This is a genomic window from Granulicella cerasi (assembly GCF_025685575.1).
Taxonomy (GTDB): domain Bacteria; phylum Acidobacteriota; class Terriglobia; order Terriglobales; family Acidobacteriaceae; genus Granulicella; species Granulicella cerasi.
In genome coordinates, this window is sequence record NZ_JAGSYD010000002.1 from 401,717 (window position 1) to 421,478 (window position 19,762).

Annotated in this window: 21 protein-coding genes; 14 read left to right on the forward strand and 7 right to left on the reverse strand. The window is 57.7% G+C overall.

The features are described 5' to 3' along the window. Window positions 1-359 precede the first annotated feature (359 nt). From OHL11_RS07195 to OHL11_RS07215, 5 genes are all read left to right on the forward strand, one after another. A complete protein-coding gene (locus tag OHL11_RS07195) occupies window positions 360-785 on the forward strand; it encodes a plasmid mobilization protein (protein WP_263370819.1) in 426 nt (141 codons plus the stop codon). Then, window positions 782-2,758, forward strand: a complete 1,977-nt coding sequence (locus tag OHL11_RS07200; RefSeq protein WP_263370820.1) for a type IV secretion system DNA-binding domain-containing protein — start codon at window positions 782-784, stop codon at window positions 2,756-2,758. The genes OHL11_RS07195 and OHL11_RS07200 overlap by 4 nt, the downstream gene beginning before the upstream one ends. Window positions 2,759-2,936: 178 nt before the next feature. Continuing rightward, window positions 2,937-3,815 (forward strand): DUF488 domain-containing protein, encoded by an 879-nt coding sequence (locus OHL11_RS07205; protein ID WP_263370821.1) that lies wholly within the window; start codon window positions 2,937-2,939, stop codon window positions 3,813-3,815. A 14-nt stretch (window positions 3,816-3,829) separates the two neighbouring features. Beyond that, window positions 3,830-4,648, forward strand: a complete 819-nt coding sequence (locus OHL11_RS07210; protein WP_263370822.1) for a hypothetical protein — start codon at window positions 3,830-3,832, stop codon at window positions 4,646-4,648. Window positions 4,649-4,681: 33 nt separating this feature from the next. Beyond that, window positions 4,682-5,116: a hypothetical protein gene (locus OHL11_RS07215; RefSeq protein ID WP_263370823.1), complete on the forward strand. Its 435-nt coding sequence runs from the start codon at window positions 4,682-4,684 to the stop codon at window positions 5,114-5,116. 137 nt (window positions 5,117-5,253) lie between these two features. Here OHL11_RS07215 and OHL11_RS07220 read toward each other — a convergent pair whose 3' ends face one another. Further along, window positions 5,254-6,159: a hypothetical protein gene (locus OHL11_RS07220; RefSeq protein WP_263370824.1), complete on the reverse strand. Its 906-nt coding sequence runs from the start codon at window positions 6,157-6,159 to the stop codon at window positions 5,254-5,256. Between the two features lie 128 nt (window positions 6,160-6,287). On the opposite strand from OHL11_RS07220, the gene mobF reads away from it, so the two are divergent. Further along, window positions 6,288-9,041 carry a MobF family relaxase gene (mobF, locus tag OHL11_RS07225; protein ID WP_263370825.1) on the forward strand — a complete coding sequence of 918 codons (2,754 nt, stop codon included), beginning with the start codon at window positions 6,288-6,290 and terminating at the stop codon, window positions 9,039-9,041. 129 nt (window positions 9,042-9,170) lie between these two features. Here mobF and OHL11_RS07230 read toward each other — a convergent pair whose 3' ends face one another. Next, the gene (locus OHL11_RS07230) at window positions 9,171-9,656 is read right to left on the reverse strand and encodes a hypothetical protein (RefSeq protein ID WP_263370826.1); all 486 of its coding nucleotides are present in this window, start codon (window positions 9,654-9,656) and stop codon (window positions 9,171-9,173) included. 73 nt (window positions 9,657-9,729) lie between these two features. Then, window positions 9,730-9,972: a helix-turn-helix domain-containing protein gene (locus tag OHL11_RS17270; RefSeq protein WP_162402462.1), complete on the reverse strand. Its 243-nt coding sequence runs from the start codon at window positions 9,970-9,972 to the stop codon at window positions 9,730-9,732. A 449-nt stretch (window positions 9,973-10,421) separates the two neighbouring features. On the opposite strand from OHL11_RS17270, the gene OHL11_RS07235 reads away from it, so the two are divergent. The 3 genes from OHL11_RS07235 (at window position 10,422) to OHL11_RS07245 (ending at window position 12,514) form a co-directional block, all read left to right on the forward strand. Next, window positions 10,422-11,318, forward strand: a complete 897-nt coding sequence (locus OHL11_RS07235) for an ArdC family protein (RefSeq protein ID WP_263370827.1) — start codon at window positions 10,422-10,424, stop codon at window positions 11,316-11,318. Next, the gene (locus OHL11_RS07240; protein ID WP_263370828.1) at window positions 11,315-11,728 is read left to right on the forward strand and encodes a DUF6908 domain-containing protein; all 414 of its coding nucleotides are present in this window, start codon (window positions 11,315-11,317) and stop codon (window positions 11,726-11,728) included. The genes OHL11_RS07235 and OHL11_RS07240 overlap by 4 nt, the downstream gene beginning before the upstream one ends. Window positions 11,729-12,103: 375 nt before the next feature. Beyond that, window positions 12,104-12,514, forward strand: coding sequence for a GlcG/HbpS family heme-binding protein (locus OHL11_RS07245; protein ID WP_263370829.1), 411 nt, complete (start codon window positions 12,104-12,106; stop codon window positions 12,512-12,514). Between the two features lie 76 nt (window positions 12,515-12,590). On the opposite strand, the gene OHL11_RS07250 is transcribed toward OHL11_RS07245, so the two are convergent. Then, window positions 12,591-12,791 (reverse strand): hypothetical protein, encoded by a 201-nt coding sequence (locus tag OHL11_RS07250; protein ID WP_263370830.1) that lies wholly within the window; start codon window positions 12,789-12,791, stop codon window positions 12,591-12,593. A gap of 92 nt (window positions 12,792-12,883) precedes the next feature. On the opposite strand from OHL11_RS07250, the gene OHL11_RS07255 reads away from it, so the two are divergent. The 3 genes from OHL11_RS07255 to OHL11_RS07265 all read left to right on the forward strand — a co-directional run bounded on the left by OHL11_RS07255 (window position 12,884) and on the right by OHL11_RS07265 (window position 15,419). Further along, a complete protein-coding gene (locus tag OHL11_RS07255; RefSeq protein ID WP_263370831.1) occupies window positions 12,884-14,053 on the forward strand; it encodes a dipeptidase in 1,170 nt (389 codons plus the stop codon). A 38-nt stretch (window positions 14,054-14,091) separates the two neighbouring features. Further along, a complete protein-coding gene (locus OHL11_RS07260; RefSeq protein WP_263370832.1) occupies window positions 14,092-14,832 on the forward strand; it encodes a peptidylprolyl isomerase in 741 nt (246 codons plus the stop codon). An 80-nt stretch (window positions 14,833-14,912) separates the two neighbouring features. Continuing rightward, window positions 14,913-15,419 carry a peptidylprolyl isomerase gene (locus tag OHL11_RS07265; RefSeq protein ID WP_263370833.1) on the forward strand — a complete coding sequence of 169 codons (507 nt, stop codon included), beginning with the start codon at window positions 14,913-14,915 and terminating at the stop codon, window positions 15,417-15,419. Between the two features lie 71 nt (window positions 15,420-15,490). Here the strand turns inward: OHL11_RS07265 and OHL11_RS07270 are convergent, their stop codons facing one another. Next, window positions 15,491-15,649, reverse strand: a complete 159-nt coding sequence (locus OHL11_RS07270; protein WP_263370834.1) for a hypothetical protein — start codon at window positions 15,647-15,649, stop codon at window positions 15,491-15,493. 1 nt (window position 15,650) lies between these two features. On the opposite strand from OHL11_RS07270, the gene OHL11_RS07275 reads away from it, so the two are divergent. Beyond that, the gene (locus tag OHL11_RS07275) at window positions 15,651-15,872 is read left to right on the forward strand and encodes a hypothetical protein (RefSeq protein WP_263370835.1); all 222 of its coding nucleotides are present in this window, start codon (window positions 15,651-15,653) and stop codon (window positions 15,870-15,872) included. Window positions 15,873-15,950: 78 nt separating this feature from the next. On the opposite strand, the gene mdh is transcribed toward OHL11_RS07275, so the two are convergent. Continuing rightward, on the reverse strand, window positions 15,951-16,883 hold the full coding sequence (gene mdh / locus OHL11_RS07280) for a malate dehydrogenase (RefSeq protein ID WP_263370836.1): 933 nt from the start codon (window positions 16,881-16,883) through the stop codon (window positions 15,951-15,953). 218 nt (window positions 16,884-17,101) lie between these two features. Between mdh and OHL11_RS07285 the strand changes: the two genes are divergently transcribed. Next, complete coding sequence (locus OHL11_RS07285; protein ID WP_263370837.1) at window positions 17,102-17,977, forward strand: hypothetical protein; 876 nt, start codon at window positions 17,102-17,104, stop codon at window positions 17,975-17,977. A gap of 62 nt (window positions 17,978-18,039) precedes the next feature. On the opposite strand, the gene OHL11_RS07290 is transcribed toward OHL11_RS07285, so the two are convergent. Then, window positions 18,040-19,575, reverse strand: a complete 1,536-nt coding sequence (locus OHL11_RS07290; RefSeq protein ID WP_263370838.1) for a glycosyl hydrolase family 79 C-terminal domain-containing protein — start codon at window positions 19,573-19,575, stop codon at window positions 18,040-18,042. Between the last annotated feature and the right edge of the window lie 187 nt (window positions 19,576-19,762).

Consider the following 19,762-nt stretch of genomic DNA (forward strand, 5'->3'; position numbering starts at 1 on the left):
ATGCCACGTCGAGAATTGAACTGATAGCCGTGCTCTGAACTCAAAAGCAGCTGCTCGGGCGCCCATCGTTATCTGGCCCGAGGAGAGCGCTGCCTGCGGCAGCGGATTGAGTGTTGACACGTCACCCCCAACTGGGAACTGCACAGGTGCACTTGTGTTTACGTGGGTGAACATGTTTAGAAACAGCATCTTGTGAAGCGCGGCTTCCACAATGTAAACGCAGGGATTCCAGAGAATCCCTGAAACGGCCAAAATGCGTAAACGCGCTGAATTCGAATGCACTTAGCTGGAATCAGCCTTAGAGCGTACTTGACGCGGATTTCGCCGTGGGAGCATCTTGGAACAAGGCGGGCTTCCTCATGAGCACATCCCGCACGACCAATCCGACTGCATTCAGCGTTTCCGAAAGCGCGCAGGAAAAGCCCGGCTTCCGCACTAAAACCATCGCGACAAGGGTTACTCCGGAGGAGCTTCGAGAGGTCGATGCAGCCGCCGAACGGAGCGGCAAAACACTCGCAGAATGGCTCCGTGAACTGTCGTTGAAGGCGGCGCGGGAGCGTCCTGCCGACCCGACCGAACTGGTGCTTTCCGAGGTGGCGGCGCTCCGTTACATGCTCCTGAATCTCTTCCATGCGACCGCCCAGGCGAATGCCGAAAGCAAACATCTGCTGGCGGAGTCAGTGCTCAAAATCCGTGACCAGTCGAATGCCCGGAAGCTGGCCGACGCCCGGAAATTGCTCTCCGATTTTCAGGCCGGGGAGGGTGGAACCGGAGGCGAAAAATGAGCACCGGTCCGATGCGGTTTCCTAGCCGAGGCCGATGGCTTCTGTGGCTGATTTTGCTTTTCGTGCTGGGGCCGTTTCTGGTCATCGTTCCGGGGACGCTCTGGCTCGGCTGGACGATGAATCCGGTCCAGAACTTCTACCTCGGAACCTATGCCGCGTGCTCAACGCTGAGTCCTTATCCCGCCGCTCTGACCACTGTCCGGTATGTCGAGAAGACGGCTCCGGGACGGAAGCCGGAGCCGCTCTTGCCGGAGGATGCAGTCAAGAGGTCCGACCCGAAACAACGATTCGCATTAAGCCCCAAGGCCATCGCGGAGGGCTGGCGCGGGATTACGGTCCTGCCACCCGGCAAAGTTCGCGCAGCAGAACTGAAAGCATATCTCCAGGACACAATCTATGACGGTGACAGTGCGTGGTTGATCTTCCTGCGGCCCGTCCTCTACCTGACGGCAGCAGTGCTTTTCCCGTACACCCTGTGGCTGTTGTTTGGTCATAAAGTTCGCATCAGCCGAAAGCATGAGCAGCGGCACGGGCGGCGTACCAAAGGGCCGGAACTGGTGCCCGCCTTCAACGTTTTCCGTCGCTCCGGTGAGGACGGAATCCGGTTCCGGATGGAGCGGGACGGCCTGCTCGGCAGGGTGATTCCGGGACCGAGCTTTTCCATTCCGAAGCGGCTGGAATCCAGTCATATTCTGCTGATGGGCGACACCGGATCGGGGAAGTCTTCGGCCATCCGGCAGATTCTCCGTCAGGTTCAGGACCGGGGTGAAAGTGCCATCGTCTATGACCCGGCGATGGACTTCTTGGGCGAGTTCTACGATCCGAAAAGGGGCGACCTGATCCTGAACCCGCTCGATCAGCGCTGTCCGTACTGGGGCCTTGGAGGCGAGATTGACCGACCGGAAACAGCCACCACCATAGCCGCAGCGATGTTGCCGGAGAAGGAGTACGAGAAAGCATTCTTCACCGATGCGCCGCGCCGGGTGCTGGCTCATCTGCTGAGGAACAAGCCCCAGCCCAGAGACATCCTGCGGATGATGGCCGACCCTTCATACATTGAGGCGGCGGTCAGAGGAACTCCACTTGCTGCTCTACTCGATCCCGGCGCTCCCGCGCAGCGTGCGGGAGTTCTCTCCAGCCTGAACATGGTCGCCGATAGCCTGGAGTTGCTGCCCGAGTGGGAGCATACGCGCAAGACGTTTGCGACTGCCGAGTGGTATACCGAGCGCAATCGCTGGGTCTTCTTGACCTCTTCTGCTGCCTACCGCGAGAAGGTGCTGCCGCTGCACTCGGCATGGCTCGATTTATTCATCCTGCGCATGATGGGCTACTGCGAAGACCCTGCGGTAAAGCCGGTCTGGTTTGTGCTGGATGAGTTGGCGAGCCTGAACAAACTGCCCCAGCTTCATACCGCCATTACCGAAAATCGCAAGTACGGTAATCCTGTCGTCATGGGGATTCAGGGGCGTAGCCAGATGGAGAAGCGCTACGGCCAGGATGCGGAGGCCATGCTCTCCCAGCCAGCGACGAAGATCTTTCTGAAGACCTCCGAGCCGCGAGCTGCCAAGTGGATCTCCGAAAGTATCGGCGAGATCGAGGTTGAGCGCCTGAAAGAATCCCGCAGCATGGGGCTGCTGCGGTCTAAGAAGAGCTTTGCGATGGAGATCGCCACGAAACCGCTCATCATGGCGTCCGAGATCGCCGGGCTCGCCCCGCTTACCGGCTTTATCAAGCTTGAGAACCACGTTCTTCCCGCAAAGTTCCGGTTAGCAAAGAAAGAGAGTAAGCAGTCGGAGTTCTTGGAGCGAATGAGAGACGAGCCGTCGCCGCGCAAAGCGGATAGGGTGGAGACCTTGACGCCCACGAAGGCTCCTGAAACCAAAAAGCCTGTTCAGGGCGTTCTGCCTTTGGAGGAAACTTCTGCCGCCAAGCGTGAGGGCTTCAGGTGGGACGAGAGTAAGGGCATCGAATGACTCTGAAGGCGATTATCGGCATGTCTCTTGCATCTCGCGTGGTCTCAACAAACTGGAGTTTTGGAGTCTCAGGCCACATCGAGTGATTAGGAAGGTGCGGCTTCTAGGTAATTCACTCTTTGCGAATGCTTCTGCAGCTAAGCTGTACTATGGAAATCGTGTGGCAGGACGAACTCTAATGATGAATTACCGTCAAAAAACGCTTCTTGGACTGCTCAGTGCCTTTGGCGGCCATTTGGCTAATACGGATTTCCAGAAGTATCTATTCTTGTATACCCAAGAGTTCCAGCAAGAGCCATCTTTCGAATTCGTGCCATATAGGTTTGGCGGCTTCTCGTTCCAGTCCTACGCCGACAAGCAGCGTCTCGTTGATATCGGGGCTTTAGCCGATGCTGAGGATTGGCAGTTGAAAGAAGGGTTTGCCACCGCTGGATTGTTTGATGAAGCGGCGTACAGCCGTTGCTATGAGAAATACTCACACCTGCACGGCACGAAGCTTTTGCAGGATGTCTACCGCCGGTATCCTTATTACGCCACTAAGAGCGAGCGCGCCGCGAAGATCATGAATGATCAGGAACTTAGCGCGATTGCTGCTGCACGTCCTGCTGTCTCTGCCGCATGTTTTTTTACCATCGGATATGAGGGGTCGTCTCTTGAAGGCTACCTAAATCGCCTCATTAGGAACAACGTGAAGACTCTCGTAGACGTGCGGCGTAACCCCCTTAGCCGCAAGTATGGGTTCTCCAAAAAGACGCTCTCCGATACTGTCAGAAAGCTTGGTATCGGTTACGTACATATCCCGGAACTCGGTATAGCGTCGGACAGACGCCAAGAGTTGAATACTCAGGCCGATTACGACCGTCTGTTCAATTCGTACGAGAAACAGGAACTGAAGCAGAACAGTAAGGCGCTTCAAGACCTGTTCGATCTCTTTCTGAAAGACAAGCGTGTTGCGATCACCTGTTTTGAAGCAAGTGTCTGCATGTGCCACCGGGGACGGGTCGCGAAAGCGATGTCCGCACTCCCAGACTGGAAATACGACATCCGTCACATCTGAGCTCGTTCAAGAGAATGGCAAGAGAGAAAGTCCTGATCACCGTCAAAACCTACCCGACCATCTCTGAGAAATACAAGGAGCTGGCCTGTACCGCTGGGTTTCGTGAGGATGGCTCATGGATTCGCCTTTACCCAATTCCTTTCCGGTTGCTCGATGAGGAACAGCAATACAGGAAGTACCAATGGATCGAGGCAGACGTCGTCCGAAACACGAAAGATTCACGCCCCGAAAGCCATCGTATCCTTGGCACGAGTGAGATCAAACTACTTGAAGAAGTCAGTACCGACCGTGAATGGGCGGATCGCCGCAAGTTTGTCCTGGGAAACCAAAAGATATATACGAACCTGAGAGAGATCATCGATCTGGCGCACGAAAATAGGATCTCGCTTGTTGTGTTCAAGCCAACTGAAATCTTGGACTTCGTCGCCGAGGCTGCTGAGCCTGTGTGGCCTCAGAACAAGATCAACGGGATTCTTGACAGCATGAAGCAAGGACATCTTTTCGAGGACCAGAGACTCGAAGATTTTAGGATCATGCCGAAGCTTCCGTACAAATTCTCGTACCGATTCAAAGATGACGCGGGGGTCGAGAGCAAATTGATGATCGAGGATTGGGAAATTGGCCAGTTGTACTGGAACTGCGAGAAACGTTATAGCAAGGATGAAGCAGTTCGAAAGGTACGACAGAAGTATATGGACGACTTTGTCAAAACCAAAGATCTGCACCTGTTCCTCGGAACGACCTACGAATGGCACGTTCGTAAGGCACGAAATCCCTTCGTCATCATCGGCACCTTCCATCCTCCTCATATCACTCAGCAAAACCTGTTTTAGATAGACTCAGGGATAAACCTGACGAGTTACCGCATGATCCATCTGGAGCATCCTTCAAACGAAATATGGGAAGAACGCCGGAACTGGTTTGAGCAGAAAGCGGAACCATCAGACGACGGCGGATACCTGTTGAGCGAACATGCCTGCGCGATGGTCGCTGATTTGCAGTGCGCCTTTTGTGCGGGTGCTTGGATCGCGGTTATCGTCTTGGCTGCCGCAGCCATCGACGCGCATCTGCACGATGCGGAAGGTTTCACTGGGAGTTCTAAACGAGTTATCGACGAAGCCGGTGCTGATCCCCTATTGCATGATCTGAGAAAACGCCGCAACGCCCTCATTCATTCGGACTCTGCCAGTCCAGCAATCACAGTCGATCAACAATGGTCCGAGCGTACGAGACTCGAAGGAGATGCCCGGCTCGCGGTTGAACTGGTCTTTCGCGTGTTCTATGCCAACCCGTCAATTTGACCGTTGAAAAGATTCGTCACCTGAAGTCGGCTCTCATCAGCAATATTGACTGAAGATGAGAGCGTTTCCGCCTCCCAAGCGAGTGCTCAATGAGTGCATATCCTCGTTGCCAACGAGTCTGCATCGAGCTAATGAGATCAGTGCTTGGCTCGATCAGCACATCGTTTACGCATTGATTCTCTCGCTTCATCCTCTGTCTGACCGTAGGTCGGATAGAGTTGGACAAGGCTTGCTGGCGATTGAGCTCTCGCAGCAGTTGCATAGCAACGCCATACATCTCCATCTATCCCCGCATCCAGGACATAGTCAACAAACTTCGGGAACTTCGGGTCTTTAGTGCATGGCGCATCACCATGCGGCGCACCAATTGTCATGCCGCATGCGTATTCCGAAAATTCCTCGGTCCCGTACTCGTGTTCCCACGGCGTGCGAGATATAAGAGGAGAAGAACAGAAGCTACAACGATAGTCAGCATACAGTTCTTCCATCCGCTCGACCGTTTCAGCGAGCTTCAGGTTTTCTGCTCGAAGGTCGGCGAAGATATCAATCTCCATTAGACCGAAGTCTCTCGGAACCTCAATCAAGCGACCACGCGCTCCCTCAACCCACCCTGCATCATTCCTTCCGAAAATGCATATCAGGCGGGCGTCAATGGCATTAAAGACCCAACCGGGAGAGAGTCCGGAATCAATTGTCACTTGGTCGAGCCTAACCAAGACAGAATCGCCTCGTCCTTTGACGCTGTCCTTGAGAACTTTGGATAGCTTGCCGAGGCGCTCATTAAGTTCTGGGCCGCTCGGATTTCCGCAGCGGAAGAGCGCCTCACTCCATCCCTTTGCCGTGAAGAAATAGAGGGAATTTCCGCGTTTAGCGAGCAGCCCCTCTGACACCAGCTCTTCCCAAGAAGTTTTTTGAATCGCTGCATAGGCCACATCTGCGCAATCAAATGCTGTGCAGTCGATAGGAGAATCGCCAAGTTTTACATAAAGCAAACTGAGGAGTGCCAGAGCATCTTTGCGGCGAGTTTCGGTGGAGAGTGACATTTAAGGAATTATCTTCCCAAATCGCCGCAATCAAAGGCCAATACCGGATTGGAGCGAAATGCACTCGTTGAAGCCGATTGGGAGCGCGAAGTCCGCGTATGTCCAGCTTCCAGGCATAGAATCTCTGTATGCTGACGCTGTCCAAGCCGTTGTCAGCGGGTCAGGTACGTATGTACCATGAGCGGGAGTTTGCGTCAGAGCGGCAGAACTATTGGAGCCGCGACCAGCAAGGCTACAGCGAGTGGCAGGGTCAGCTTGCGAAAGAGTGGGGCTTGTCCGGTTCAGTGGGCGACGAACACTTTGCGCGGCTGACCGAAGGCCAGCATCCCTTCACGCAAGCGCAGATGGTGAAGCACCAGGTCGCACGCACCTATGAAGGCAAGGGCGGTAAAGAAGTCACGAGCATGGAGCACCGTGCGGGATGGGATGCGACGTTCTCTGCGCCGAAGTCGGTTTCGCTGACGGCCTTGGTAGGTGGTGACGAGCGCGTGCGACTGGCGCACCGCGAGAGTGTGCGTGTGGCTTTGGGCGAACTGGAACATTACACACAGGCCCGCATCGGTAATGTCCACGCTCCCGAGACAACAGGCAAATTCGCCGTAGCGACGTTCGAGCATGATACTGCGCGTCCCGTCGAAGGTTATGCCGCACCCCAGTTGCATACGCACTCGGTAATCTTCAACGTGACCGAACGCGACAATGGACGGACTCGTTCTCTGCAACCGCGCGAGCTGTATGCTTCGCAGCATTTCGCTACGGCCATTTACCGTGCGGAGTTGGCAACACGCTTGCAGGAGTTGGGCTACGAGATCGAGCGCGGCAAGTACGGCCAGCCGGAGATCAAAGGCTACTCGCGCGAGTACCTGGAAGCCTCCAGCCTTCGCCGGGAGCAGATCAAAGACCTTCTTCGAGAGCAGGGATTGGATGGAGCCGGAGCCGCCCAGATCGCGGCCCGCTCCACCCGCGACAAGAAAGAATTGCTGCCGCCGGAGGAAGTCCAGCGGCAGCACTGCGAATTGGCGGCGACGTTCGGGCATCAGGCGGACCATGTTGTAGCAGCGGCTCGAGAGCGTAGCCAGCAACATCAGCAGGAACGAAAACCAGAAGTGGCTGCACGGCAGGCCGTCACCTATGCGCGCGATCATCTCTTTGAGAAGTCTGCCGTACACGACCGCCGTGCTCTATACGACATCGCTTTGCAGCGCGGCATGGGGGAAGTGACCTATGGGCAGGTGCGACAGGAGGTGAATCGACGCTTTGATTCGGGTGAGTTCCAGCAGGCTCCGTCCTCTGTGCGTGGCCCACAGATCACCACCGCCGAGATGGTCAGCACGGAACGCGAGATCGTCGGTATCCTCGAAAGTGGCAATCAGCGCGGCTATCACCATCCCATGTTGCTCGAAGGTCGGGAGCGCTTTGATACTGTGGAGCGGCACGCTGAGCTGAACGCCTCGCAACGGCAAGCGGTGCAGCAGCTCTTCGCTTCGCGGGAGAAGATTGTCGGAATGGATGGTGTGGCCGGAGCTGGTAAGACAACGACATTGGCTGTAGTTCGCGAAGGCGCAGAGCGAGAGGGTTACACAGTACAAGGCTTTGCTCCTACATCCCGCGCGGCGCAGAAGCTGGGCGAAGCCGGGATCGAAACCTCCACGCTCCAGATGCACCTTGCGCGTGGCCAGAAGCCGGATACCGGCGAGAGACGCCTGTACGTTTTGGATGAATCCTCCCTTGCTTCCACCAAACAGATGCATGAGTTCCTGACTCGCCTGCACCCGAATGACCGCGTGTTGCTGGTGGGCGACAAGCGACAGCACGAGGCTGTCGAAGCAGGTAGACCGTTTGCGCAGTTGCAGCAGGCAGGCATGAAGACGGTTTCGCTCAACCAGATCGTGCGCCAGAGAGACCCAGAGTTGAAGAAGGTGGTCGAACAGCTTGCCCAGGGTGATGTCGGCGGAGCGATTCAGAGATTAGAGCAACAGGGTCGCGTCCATGAGTTCAAAGGCCGGGAAGAGCGGATCGAAGCCATTGCGAAGGAGTACGCCAAGAGCCCTGAAAACACCTTGGTGGTTTCTCCGGACAATCGCTCGCGCATGGAGATCAATCAGGTCATTCATGCAGAGTTGCAGGTACGCGGTGTTGTGAGCCACGACGAGCACACCGTCCGAACGCTTGTGCCACGACAGGAGCTGACCGGTGCGGCCCGCACCTGGGCGGAGAACTATGAAGTCGGTGATGTCGTCCGCTACAGCCGTACGTCGAAAGAAACCGGCATCGGCAAAGGCGAGTATGCTCGCGTGACCGACGTGGACGCGCGTAGTAACCGTGTGACTGTGGAGACTAAGGACGGAATTGAGCGAAGCTATGATCCGCGCCGTCAATCGGGCGTCTCTGTCTATCGGGAAGAAGAGCGTGCATTTTCCGTGGGAGACCGCGTACAGTTCACGGCTCCCGCGAATGAATTGAAGATCGCCAACCGTGAGCTGGCTGTAGTCGAGCACATCGAGGATGGCCGGATGAGTCTGCGCATGGACGATGGGCGGAATGTCCAGATTGATGCCCCGAAGCACCCGCATCTCGATCATGGCTACGCAGTGACGAGCCATTCCAGCCAAGGGCAGACGGCAGACCGTGTGCTGGTGCATGTCGATACCGAGCTTGCCGCCAAAGACCTGCTCAATAACCGCATGGCCTATGTAGCTGTCTCGCGCGGAGCAGAAGATGCGCAGCTTTTCACGAATGACCGTAGCAAGCTGTGGCAAGCACTCGGGCGCGATGTCTCGCAGCAGAGTGCCCATGAGCCAAAGGTCGCACTGTCCAGCGAACTTCACCAAGGAATTGAGCAAAAGCAGGAACCACACCACGGCTTTGGACTTGGTCTCTAGCCTTGTCCTGTCTCAAAAGGGCCCTCATGTTGTTATGGCCGGTCAAACGGCAGAATGCCAGGGATGTATGAAATAGGCCGCAAGTAACTCGCGGCCTATTCAAGTGGGGCACCGGCGGGAACGTTTGGACTAGCTGTCTAAGTCCATCGATACGTCGGATACAGCGGACTCAGATGCAGCAGACGTTCCAATGATCTCCTGGATTTCTTGTTCTTCGCGCTTGCGGCGTTCGCGAATACGATTGGCTTCCTGAAGCGCATGGCGCTCTTCAGAAGCCATCTCTTCCAGCCGACGCTTTGCCCCGATCAGGACATCGTTGGGATCTTCATACCGGTCTTCGAACTTCTTGTCGAGCAACCAGAAGTGATGCTCGTCCTTTAACTCTCTGGCGAGTTGATGTTCGAGTAGTTCGCCATTGACACGAGACCGTAGATGTTCCGTCTTTGCAATAAAGGCGTCGATGTCCTGACGCTTGAAACGAAATTCCCGAAGTCGATCAAAATCTGCGATGAGCAGACCTAAATCTCGGTTCACGTTGGCAATCGCTTCATAGAGCGCAGGTTTGGGGTAGGGCTGTGCTTGCGTGCGGCGTGGTGTAACGTGTTCAGTAGCCATGCGTTGCCTCCTAAGGGCGACGAGTGGTTAGGGGCGTTTCGGTGTTAGTAGCACCGGGGCGTCCCGCTCTGGGTTATGAGGTCGACTTCGTACTCTTCCTCGCTTGCTTCTGATGACGTGTCGTTCTTCCGTCTTCGATGTTCGGGAGCAGCTTGCGTACCCGTTCGATCTCCCGCTCTGTCCAGAGGTGCATTGACATCCCTCCGAGTTGAGCCGACTTCGGACCGGGGATTTTGCCTGCGGTCACATAACGAGACAGCGTGCTTGCGTTGATTCCGAGCATCTTTGCTGCTTGCCGTGTGGAGAACATCTCCATATATGCGGCGAGTGTTGCAGATATAAAGCTGAGAGTCAAGAGTTATTGTGCAAGGCGACCTTGAAATCTTACAGGGGATCAGGGCTTCAGCTTCATCATCGTGATCCTGTGTGCTTTTCCGGAGGAGGTGTCCTCCGCGCTGCAACCGCTTCGCGTTTTCCGCTTCCACCTCTGCGGGCCGTTCCTTCCCGCAACGCCCTCCCTTCAAATCTTGTGCGCTGATGCGCACTGGATAAGGAAACCAAGCCTTCCCTAGGGGCGCTCTGCCCCCCGCGCTCTGCAAGGCCGTTCGCCCTGCGGGTTTTGGCTCCCCCGCAAGCGGTCCCCCCAAAAAACTTCGCTCGAAGACCTTTCCGTTTGCTACCCCCGCCTTCGCCAGGTGGCGTTCGGCATGTACATGCCGCGTTCAACGCGGACGTGCAAAAGCCAAAACGAAGGGAGCAAACACCATGAAGACCATCGCCACCATCGACAGCAAGAAGCCCAACACCAAACAGGAACTCATTGCCGCCAACATCAAGCTTTTGATTGAGCAGTTGGAAGCCGGGCATTCTGAAAACCTCACCAACTACCTGACCGCCATGAGCCGCTTCCATAACTACAGCTTCGGAAACGTGCTGGAGATTGCGCGGCAGATGCCGACCGCAACCCGCGTTGCCGGGTTCTGGACGTGGAAGAACTTAGGCCGCAATGTGAAGGCCGGACAGAAAGGCATTCGCATCCTTGCTCCCATCGTCGGCGTTCGCCGCAAGAAGGACGAGGAAGCACAGAAGGACATCACCAAGCAGAACGAGCGGGTGTTGCTTGGCTTCCGAAATGCCTATGTCTTCGATGTGTCGCAGACGGAAGGCGTAGACCTGCCCGAGATGCGCGAAATCTCCGGCGACCCCGGTGAGAACTTGGAGCGTCTGGCGGCGTTCGTAAAAGGCAAAGGCATTCAGCTTGCCTACAACCCGAGCATCGCGCCAGCCCTTGGTATGAGCTACGGCGGACGCATTGCTATACTGCCGGGGCAATCGAAAGCCGAAGAGTTTTCAACGCTGGTACACGAGACGGCGCACGAGCTCTTGCATAAGGCAGAACGCCGCACGGCAACCACGAAGACGGTACGTGAAACCGAGGCCGAGGCCGTCGCGTTTGTTGTCGCCAAAGCTGTTGGGCTGGTGACAGGTTCCGCATCCGCCGATTACATCCAGCTTTACCACGGCAACGCATCGTTGCTGGCCGAAAGCTTGGAGGTGATTCAGCAGACCGCAGCCGTCATCCTTGCCGCCTTAGAGCCGCCCTTAGCGGATGAAGATGACGAACCCGCCATCGACGCAGAACTTGCGGAGGTGGCCGCATGAAAACCATTCTGGAGCTTATCAGGAAGGCCGGGGGATGGCATCCCGGCCTGTACCTCAAGATCGACAACCCGCCGTATATGGAGCTTGTCATCGAGGCGATGGATGAGTCCGGCCCCTGCGGACTTCCGGCCATCTCCGTTGCTCACTATGGCAAACAGAACGGCGATGCCATGCGCGACCCGGAGATGTGCTTCGAGCTTGGCTTGGCGGGAGGCGCACACCTGAATCCGTTCTATTGGAGAAATGACCGCGTAGGCATCGAGCAATGGAGCCGTTTCATTCGGGACGGCAATTACTACTTCCACCCTCAACTGCACGAACAGCACGAGAGCTTCGCCAAGCTGTGGGACAGGAACCTTGCCGCGCAGAGTTTTGTGGAGGTTTTCACGGATAAGTGCATTCTCGGTTAGATCGCTCTTCCTTGGGGCGGCGAATTCTGCCGCCCTGCTTTTCAAGAGCGCGCGGGAAGAACCCTTGCAGGTTTCTCCCCGCCCCCTCATCCGCTGGACTCCGGCCTTCGCTCGCCGGCTTCGCGCCCGGACTCAAGTTCCTCCTCCGGGACCTGCCCCTTTACTATGCGGCGCACCGCAAGCGAAAACTGCCCGTTCAACGTCCGTGGCCAGTATCTTAAGAACTGTCATTCAGACGAAAAATGCACAAATCGTCTGCACAACTTCTACACAGCGAAAAATAGCCTTCTTAAACCACGCAAATTGAGCAATTTTTAGAATCTCAATCACCCGCTCAGGATGACAAATCCTCTTAGGGACGCATCCTAGAAATCTATGAGCGTTGCGTATAAGACCGTGCAATTAGTAGACGCCAAGCGCGTTGTGGAAGCGGCCGTGAAGAAGGCTGAGGAGTTGAAGCGGCCAGTGTCGATCGCGGTCGTGGGTGCGGATGGCTATCTGCTGGCGTTTGAGCGAATGGAGGGTGCGCCGCTCGCGTCCGTTGATCTTGCGATGAAGAAAGCTTGGACGGCGAAGGCCTTCAACCTCGCAACCAAAGATCTCGCTAAGCTTGCACAGCCGGGTGGAGAGTTCTATGGCGTGGAGAGCGATGCTCGCGTGGTGTTGATGATGGGTGGCGTTCCGCTGTTGCAGGACAATCTCGCGATCGGCGCGATGGGTGTGGCCGGGGCGAAGTCTACCGCACAGGACGTGGAGATTGCGGAAGCTGGGGCTACGGCGTTCTAGTCCTGCGTCACTGTGGTCAACGAGAACAAGAAAGGCCCGCCAGCGAATGCTGACGGGCCCTCTATCTCGGACTCGATTACTTCGTGAAAAGCGAATTGCCCGAGTTGCTGTTCTCGTTATGGTGGATGCGCTCCTGCGCCTTCTGCGCGGAGTCCATCGCCTCGTTATTGAGCGTCGCCTTGGCGTTGTCGTGCACGTCCTCGCCGGCTTCGTTGCTCTTACGCGCCGCAGGCTTCTGGCCTACGTGAATGTCGTTGGTCGCTTCGTTAAAGCTCATTGCAAATCACCTCGCACTTCGTAGGACGAGAGCGCGCCGTGCGGAGTTGTCCGCACCAGCGTTATGCTCAATGGTGTAGTGAGGAGTTTTGATTGAACGAACAAGCTTCCTGGCACGACGTCCATTTCACTTCCCTGGTCATCGACGGGCATGTCGATACGCCTCAACGATTTGTCGACGAAGGATGGAGTTTTTCTGATCCGCTCAACGGTGGCATGTTGAATCTTGCGGCCGCCGGGGAAGGCGGATTGGGCGCGCAGTTTTTCGCCATCTGGGCAGAGCCAACAGAGTGGCGCGGACGATTCGCGCACCGGACGTTAGAGCTCATCGACGGCCTTCTGCGGCAGATCGAAAAACACAGCGATACGATGGCGCTCGGCACCACAGCGCACGATATAGAGCTGGCTTATGAGCACGGCAAGTTCTGCGCACTGATGGGCATCGAGGGCGGCCATTCGATCGAGAACTCGCTGGCGTTGCTGCGCATTTACTACGACCTCGGCGTGCGCTACATGACGCTCACGTGGTCGAACACGAATGAGTGGGCAGACTCATCTGGCGATCTCGATGACGCTACCGTAAAGCATCACGGAGGCCTCACTGAGTTTGGCCGAGACGTCGTGCGCGAGATGAACAAGCTCGGCATGATGGTCGATGTGAGCCATGTGTCGGACGAGACGTTCTGGGACGTGTTGCGGACGACACGCTCGCCGATCATCGCGTCGCATTCGAGCGCGCGTGCGTTGACGAACTCGCTGCGCAACCTCACCGATGAACAGCTCGGCGCGATTGCTACAAACAACGGCATCGTGATGGTGAACTTCTATCCGAACTTCATTGACGACGCGTGGCGCGAGGCGTGGGCTGCGACTTCAGCCACGCGAGAGGCGCTCTATGCCGAGGCCGAGAAGCTGTATCGCGCGCAAGGCGCACCGGTTCCCTACGCGGCGCATCTTGAGGTGGATCGCAGATTCTTCCGCGAGGTGTTCTCGCAGCAGCAAGAGCGGCCCTCGGTGGAGATTCTGCTCGATCACTTCGATCATGTGATCAAGGTCGCGGGCATTGACCACGTTGGCATCGGCTCAGACTTCGATGGTTTCGCGCTGACGCCTGCAGGCATGGAAACAGCCGCGCAGTTGCCGGAGATTACGCGCGGCCTGATGGAGCGGGGCTACACCGTCGAACAGGTGCGCAAGGTGCTCGGCGAAAACCTGCTACGCGTGATGCGCGCCGTAGAAGCAGAAAGCGAGCGCGAAGGTTGAGCCACACCGCGCGAAAGAGTAGCCTTGTGGGTGGAATGATGATTCGTAGAGTAATTTTTCAGCTCTCTCTGGCTTCGGCCTTTGCGGTAGGTGGCGTAGCGGCAGCGCAGACGCAGCTACCCGATGCGCCCAGCGCAACGGTGCATGAGCTTCCACCCGCTGTGCCGAACGGACCGATGGTGGTCTTCGACACAACGATGGGTCGCCTGACTTGCCAGTTCTTCCAAAAGGAAACGCCGGTCACCGTCGAGAACTTCATCGGCCTGGCTACAGGGAGGAAGGACTGGACCGATCCCGTAACGGGGAAGAAGGTTTCGGGCAAGCCGTTCTACGACGGCGTGACGTTTCACCGCGTGATTCCAGGTTTCATGATCCAGGGCGGCGATCGCCTGGGTACTGGCGCCGGCGATGCGGGCTTCTTCATCGACAACGAAGTCGTGCCGTCGCTGCGTTTTGATCGCCCGGGACGTCTCGCCATGGCGAACGCCGGTCCCAACACGAATGGCACGCAGTTCTTCATCACCGAAGCGGCCCACCCCGAGCTCAACGGCTCGTACACGATCTTCGGGCAGTGCGATGACCACACGGTAATGCTGGCGGCAACGATCGCTCGCGTGGAGCGCAACGCGGAGGACAAGCCTACGACCCCGGTGATCATCAACAAGGTGTACATTGTGCCGGAGGGTCAGACTCCTCCGCCGGTGCAACCCGGCCCGCAGAACATCATCCCGGAGGGCGCGACGCCGCAGACTCATCCTCCGGCGCAGGCACACCCGTAACGCAGCGAGGCTGCATCCAAACCTCCGTATCACTTATGATTTCGTAGTCGAGATTTGTAGCAAAGAGAAAGAGAGAAACAATGGCAACTTACGCTGTATTCAAGACGTCGATGGGCACGATCAAGGCAAAGCTTTTCGAGACGGAAGCACCGGAGACCGTGGCGAACTTCATCGGCCTCGCAGAGGGCACGAAGGAGTGGAAGTCGCCTTCGAAGAAGGGCGACAAGCTCTATGACGGCACGATCTTCCACCGCGTGATCCCGCAGTTCATGATCCAGGGCGGCGACCCGGAAGGCTCGGGAATGGGCGGCCCCGGCTACAAGTTCGGCGATGAGACCAAGGGTTCGCCGCACGACTTCAAGAAGCCCGGCAAGCTGGCCATGGCGAACGCTGGTCCGAACACCAACGGCTCGCAGTTCTTCATCACCGTGACGGACACGAGCTGGCTGACCGGCCGCCACACCATCTTCGGCGAAGTCGTGGAAGGCTACGACATCGTCGAGGCGATCTCGGGCGTGCCGCGCAACCCGATGGACAAGCCGCTCAAGCCGGTTGTGCTGGAGTCGGTCACGATCGAGCGCGACTAGTTTTCGCTGAAACATGCAGAAGGCCCACTTCACGGAGTGGGCCTTTCTACGTGTTCAGCGCAGTACACGCGTCAGAACGGCGGCAGGATATCCGTGGGCGCTGGCGTTGCCGAGTGTGCGTGCAGCAGGACGCCTGTGGGGAACGCAACATAGCTGGTGTCTCCCCTGTTGAGCGCGTCGTAGAAGTAAAGCTGGTTCTTATACGGCGCGGTGGCAAAGTGCCGCAGCACCGTGGGTGAAGGCTTTGCGGGTGGCGGATCGGTGACACGTGGCGAGGTAACCCGCTACGCTGAGGCGGGAGTCGCCACGGTACAGCGTCTGTGCGACGTGGTGAAGCGCATAGAAGCTGATGGCGAACTGCGTACACAGCCACAGCTTCGACGCTATTTGCCAGGGAACAGCAAGGCGAAGATGGCGACACCGATCGTAGCGGCAGAGTTCGGCACCGGGTAGCGCTTAACCAGATGAACAGCGCTAGCGAATAGAGAAAGGCCGCCCTGTCGGCGGCCTTTCTCCTGCGTTGGATATCGCTTATGCAACGCCGATGACGGTGCAGAGTTCCTTCACCGCGTCGGCGGACTTGTTCAGAGCAGCCTGCTCTTCTTCGGTCAGCTTGATCTCGATGATCTTCTCGAGGCCAGCGGCGCCGAGCTTGCACGGCACGCCAACATACAGGCCGCTGATGCCGTACTCGCCCTGCAGGTACGCTGCGCACGGAAGGATCTTCTTCTTGTCCTTCAGGATCGCTTCCACCATCTCCACAGCCGAAGCCGAGGGAGCGTAATAAGCCGAGCCGGTCTTGAGGTGCTTCACGATCTCTGCGCCACCGTTGGCGGTGCGGGTCTCGAGCTCCTTCAAGCGATCAGCGGGAATCAGCTCGGTAATGGGAATGCCAGCCATCGTGGAGTAACGCGAGAGCGGCACCATGGTGTCGCCGTGGCCGCCGAGCACGAAGGCCGTGACGTTCTCCACCGAGACCTGCAGCTCCTCAGCGATGAAGGTGCGGAAGCGGGCGGAGTCGAGCACGCCAGCCATGCCGAGTACGCGCTCACGCGGCAGGCCGAGCTTCTTGAACGCAGTCTGCGCCATGGCGTCGAGCGGGTTCGAGACGATGATGAAGATCGCGTTGGGCGAAGCGGCGAGCGCCTTCTCCGCAACGTCGGACATGATCTTGAAGTTCGTGTTGAGCAGGTCGTCACGGCTCATGCCGGGCTTGCGCGCGATGCCGGCCGTGATGACGACGATGTCGGAGTTCGCTGTGTCGGCGTAGTCGTTCGTGCCGGTGATCGCGACGTCGCGCTTCTCTACGGGCATGGCCTGCAGCAGGTCGAGTGCCTTGCCCTGCGGTACGCCTTCGATGACGTCGATCAGCACGACGTCGGCCAGTTCCTTGGCGGCGATCCAGTGGGCGGCGGTGGCGCCTACGTTGCCAGCACCGATAACAGTAACTTTCTTACGGCTCATTCTCGAAAATCTCCCGAGTCTATTTCGTTGAGCAGCGGCGCAGAGCGACCGTCGACTCCCCGCCAATGATGATACGCCGCAGGAATGACGTTTGGCCGATATCAGCCGGGTCTGCGCGATTAGCGAAATGCTCGCCTTTGGGTGAAATTTCCTTTCCCGTTCGAGGTCTCCGGCGTAGGATGGCTCTACTCTGTAACTCTTTCTTTCTGGTGGCTCCTATGCGCTTCGTGGCACGCGTTCTCGCATCCCTGACCCTGCTTCTCCCTGCCTGTCCCGCGGCTTTCGCGGCGCCCAATCCTGCGGACTATCCGCTGCGGATCGTCGTGATGAAGGACCACGCCAGCAACCACTATTACGACGGCATGTACTTCTACTCACACGGACGTGGGAAGGCGAACCTCTTCGACGGTGCGCGCGTGAACGCGATGGAGTATCAGTTCCGCTGCGAGGGACATCCGACAAGCAATGAAGCCGATGAGTTCTACCCCGCGCGTTGGAAGAAGCCGGGTGTTGAGCTCGAAATGTTGATGGGAGAGATTGGCAGCTCACACGTCAGCAAGTGCACGTTGCAGGTGGCGATGAAACCGTACGTCTATCGTGTGCACGATGGCTCGATCGAGACGCTGACTCAGGAGCAGTGGGCAAACCGTCAGCAGCGCGCCGCTGAGGCGTCCGCAGCGATGACACCCGCCGATACAGACTACGCTCACTACACCGTGAAGGTGAGCCTGCTGCATCTGGAACTCGGCGAACGCTCTGCGTATCTCTATAGCGGCAGCGCGCAAGGCAATGTTTATGACGCGAACGGTGTGCCCCATGCAGCGGATATGTCCGTTCGCTGCCCAGTACGCGTGCACGAGAACCCTGATGGTCGCTTCTATCGTGGCAAGTGGTCGGTGCCTGATCAGGAGTTGACGATCCTGCTGCACAACTACGATGATCCTTCCAAGTTTGCGACGTGCACCCTGCGCGCGCATACGACAAACGAGGTCTACGTTCGCACTGCGGCGGGTATCCAAGCGGTATCGCTCGAGAAGTTCCACTCGCTGCCCCAGGCCGCGGCGAATGTGCCTGAGACGCCCGGAAACGAGTAAGTCGCCCACAACGGAAAGAGGCCCATCGATTCCGCGATGGGCCTCTTTGTGTTGGTGGGCTGCTAGCTCAGTGGGATCTTCACGATGACCGCCGAGGTATGCGGCAGCGGGATCGTGTAGTTGCTGCCAGAAGGAACGACCGTCGGCAACGACTGCGTGCCTTGAATCGAGCCATCGGTCGAGCCCTTGAAGGTCTGTCCACCTAGCGTGATGGTGTCGCCGCCGGTGGTGAGCGCGGTGTAGTCGCTGGCAGCGTAGTTGTTGCCCGTAACGAGCAGCTTCCACAACGAGGCGTTGCCGCCGCCGCTCATCGTCAGCGTTACACTGCCGTCACCGCTCGCGGTCTCTTCCTTGTTGATGAGCAGCAGACGCACGTTGTTTGCCGAGTCCTTGGTCGCGTAGGCCTTGATGTTCTTCGAAGTGCTCAGCGTGACAGGCAACAGAGCGGCGTTCGACTGCAGCATCATCGACTCGGCCAACATGCCGTAATAGATCGGGTTGATCTTGCCGAGCGAGTAGGTGAAGCTCGGCGTAGTGCCGCTGTGGCCGAAGGTGAAGGGGCTGTAGTAGCTCGTAGTGGCAACGCTGAAGAGGTTGATGCCGCTGACGCCAGCTTGCGCGTAGCTCATCGCCTCGTCGAGGAACCAGAGCGCGGACTGGAAGGTATCCGAGACACCCGCCTGGCCGAGGCATGCGATGGAGTTCATCTCGCCGATGCGCGCGTTATTGCGGCCTGCGGTGTGAAGCGTGCTGAGCAACGTGCCGATGTTGTTCGGACGCGAGATCATCGTGGACTTATTGATCGCCGCCTCGGTCATGAGGAAGTCCGCTGCTTCGGTGTTGCCGTTACAGGCGTTGCCGCCGTAGTAATGCAGGTCGAAGAGACCGAGGTGCGAGGCTTCCGAGGTGATGAAATCCTGCGTGTTGGCGGTCGTGCCGATCGGCGAGGAGCCTGCGCTGGAGCCGGAGAACACAGGCGCGTCCATGGTGATCCCATAGCCGAGATTCAGGATCGACTGCACAGTGTTCTCATACTGCTGCTTGTAGGTGGCGTAGTTCCAGGTGCCGGTGCGGCGCGCTGGAGAGACGTTTTCGTAGTAGTCGGGCTCGTTGCCGAGCTCCCACGCGAGGATGGATCCCGGAGGCAGGCCGTTGTAGATGGTGGTCGCCTGCGCCGCCGCTGTGCCGTTGCTTGTGCCATCAGAAGCGACGTCGTCGGCGAAGTCCACGCCGATGAAATAGCGCACGCCGTACGTGCTCTGCGATGCCATCGTGTTGTAGTAGTTCTTCAGCGAGGTGAGAGCGTTCGTAAGCTGAATACTCGTGGCCTTATCGCTGAGCTCGCGAACCTCGAGGTAGTTGTTCGAGTAATTCGTGAGGTTCTTCGTGAGCTTCAGAAAGTATGGGTTCGCCGTAGTCTTGGTGCCGACCACGTAGTCGGTCTCGCTGGTCACGAGCGAGAGGCCGAGGAACGACGGCGCGACGGTGGTGGTCGGCGCGGTGGGCGTAATGCTGACGGTGGCCGTAGTTTGTGCGCGGCCGGTAACGCTAACCGCCGCCACGGCGAGTGTGCTGAGCAGGACAACGAAAGGCTTCATGAGACGTGATGCTCCCTTTTGGCAATACTTTCGCTGATTCAATTCAACCGCTTGAATGAGCGACGGAAACATACGCCTATCGCGAGCGAACTGTCCAGCCCCGAGATCCAATGACGATACGCATCGTCCCTGACACGAAGGCCCCGCGAGTCACGGGACTCAGCGGGGCCGGTATCGAGAGCGCTTG

Bases quoted from the DNA above. Each gene is read 5' to 3' on its own strand.
- OHL11_RS07200 (WP_263370820.1), top strand. From the start codon at position 782: ATGAGCACCGGTCCGATGCGGTTTCCTAGCCGAGGCCGATGGCTTCTG.
- OHL11_RS07240 (WP_263370828.1), top strand. From the start codon at position 11,315: ATGAAAACCATTCTGGAGCTTATCAGGAAGGCCGGGGGATGGCATCCC.
- OHL11_RS07245 (WP_263370829.1), top strand. From the start codon at position 12,104: ATGAGCGTTGCGTATAAGACCGTGCAATTAGTAGACGCCAAGCGCGTT.
- OHL11_RS07250 (WP_263370830.1), bottom strand. From the start codon at position 12,791: ATGAGCTTTAACGAAGCGACCAACGACATTCACGTAGGCCAGAAGCCT.
- OHL11_RS07195 (WP_263370819.1), top strand. From the start codon at position 360: ATGAGCACATCCCGCACGACCAATCCGACTGCATTCAGCGTTTCCGAA.
- OHL11_RS07290 (WP_263370838.1), bottom strand. From the start codon at position 19,575: ATGAAGCCTTTCGTTGTCCTGCTCAGCACACTCGCCGTGGCGGCGGTT.
- mdh (WP_263370836.1), bottom strand. From the start codon at position 16,883: ATGAGCCGTAAGAAAGTTACTGTTATCGGTGCTGGCAACGTAGGCGCC.
- OHL11_RS07235 (WP_263370827.1), top strand. From the start codon at position 10,422: ATGAAGACCATCGCCACCATCGACAGCAAGAAGCCCAACACCAAACAG.
- OHL11_RS07210 (WP_263370822.1), top strand. From the start codon at position 3,830: ATGGCAAGAGAGAAAGTCCTGATCACCGTCAAAACCTACCCGACCATC.
- OHL11_RS07205 (WP_263370821.1), top strand. From the start codon at position 2,937: ATGATGAATTACCGTCAAAAAACGCTTCTTGGACTGCTCAGTGCCTTT.
- OHL11_RS07265 (WP_263370833.1), top strand. From the start codon at position 14,913: ATGGCAACTTACGCTGTATTCAAGACGTCGATGGGCACGATCAAGGCA.
- OHL11_RS07285 (WP_263370837.1), top strand. From the start codon at position 17,102: ATGCGCTTCGTGGCACGCGTTCTCGCATCCCTGACCCTGCTTCTCCCT.
- OHL11_RS07260 (WP_263370832.1), top strand. From the start codon at position 14,092: ATGATTCGTAGAGTAATTTTTCAGCTCTCTCTGGCTTCGGCCTTTGCG.
- OHL11_RS07220 (WP_263370824.1), bottom strand. From the start codon at position 6,159: ATGTCACTCTCCACCGAAACTCGCCGCAAAGATGCTCTGGCACTCCTC.
- OHL11_RS17270 (WP_162402462.1), bottom strand. From the start codon at position 9,972: ATGGAGATGTTCTCCACACGGCAAGCAGCAAAGATGCTCGGAATCAAC.
- OHL11_RS07215 (WP_263370823.1), top strand. From the start codon at position 4,682: ATGATCCATCTGGAGCATCCTTCAAACGAAATATGGGAAGAACGCCGG.
- OHL11_RS07230 (WP_263370826.1), bottom strand. From the start codon at position 9,656: ATGGCTACTGAACACGTTACACCACGCCGCACGCAAGCACAGCCCTAC.
- mobF (WP_263370825.1), top strand. From the start codon at position 6,288: ATGCTGACGCTGTCCAAGCCGTTGTCAGCGGGTCAGGTACGTATGTAC.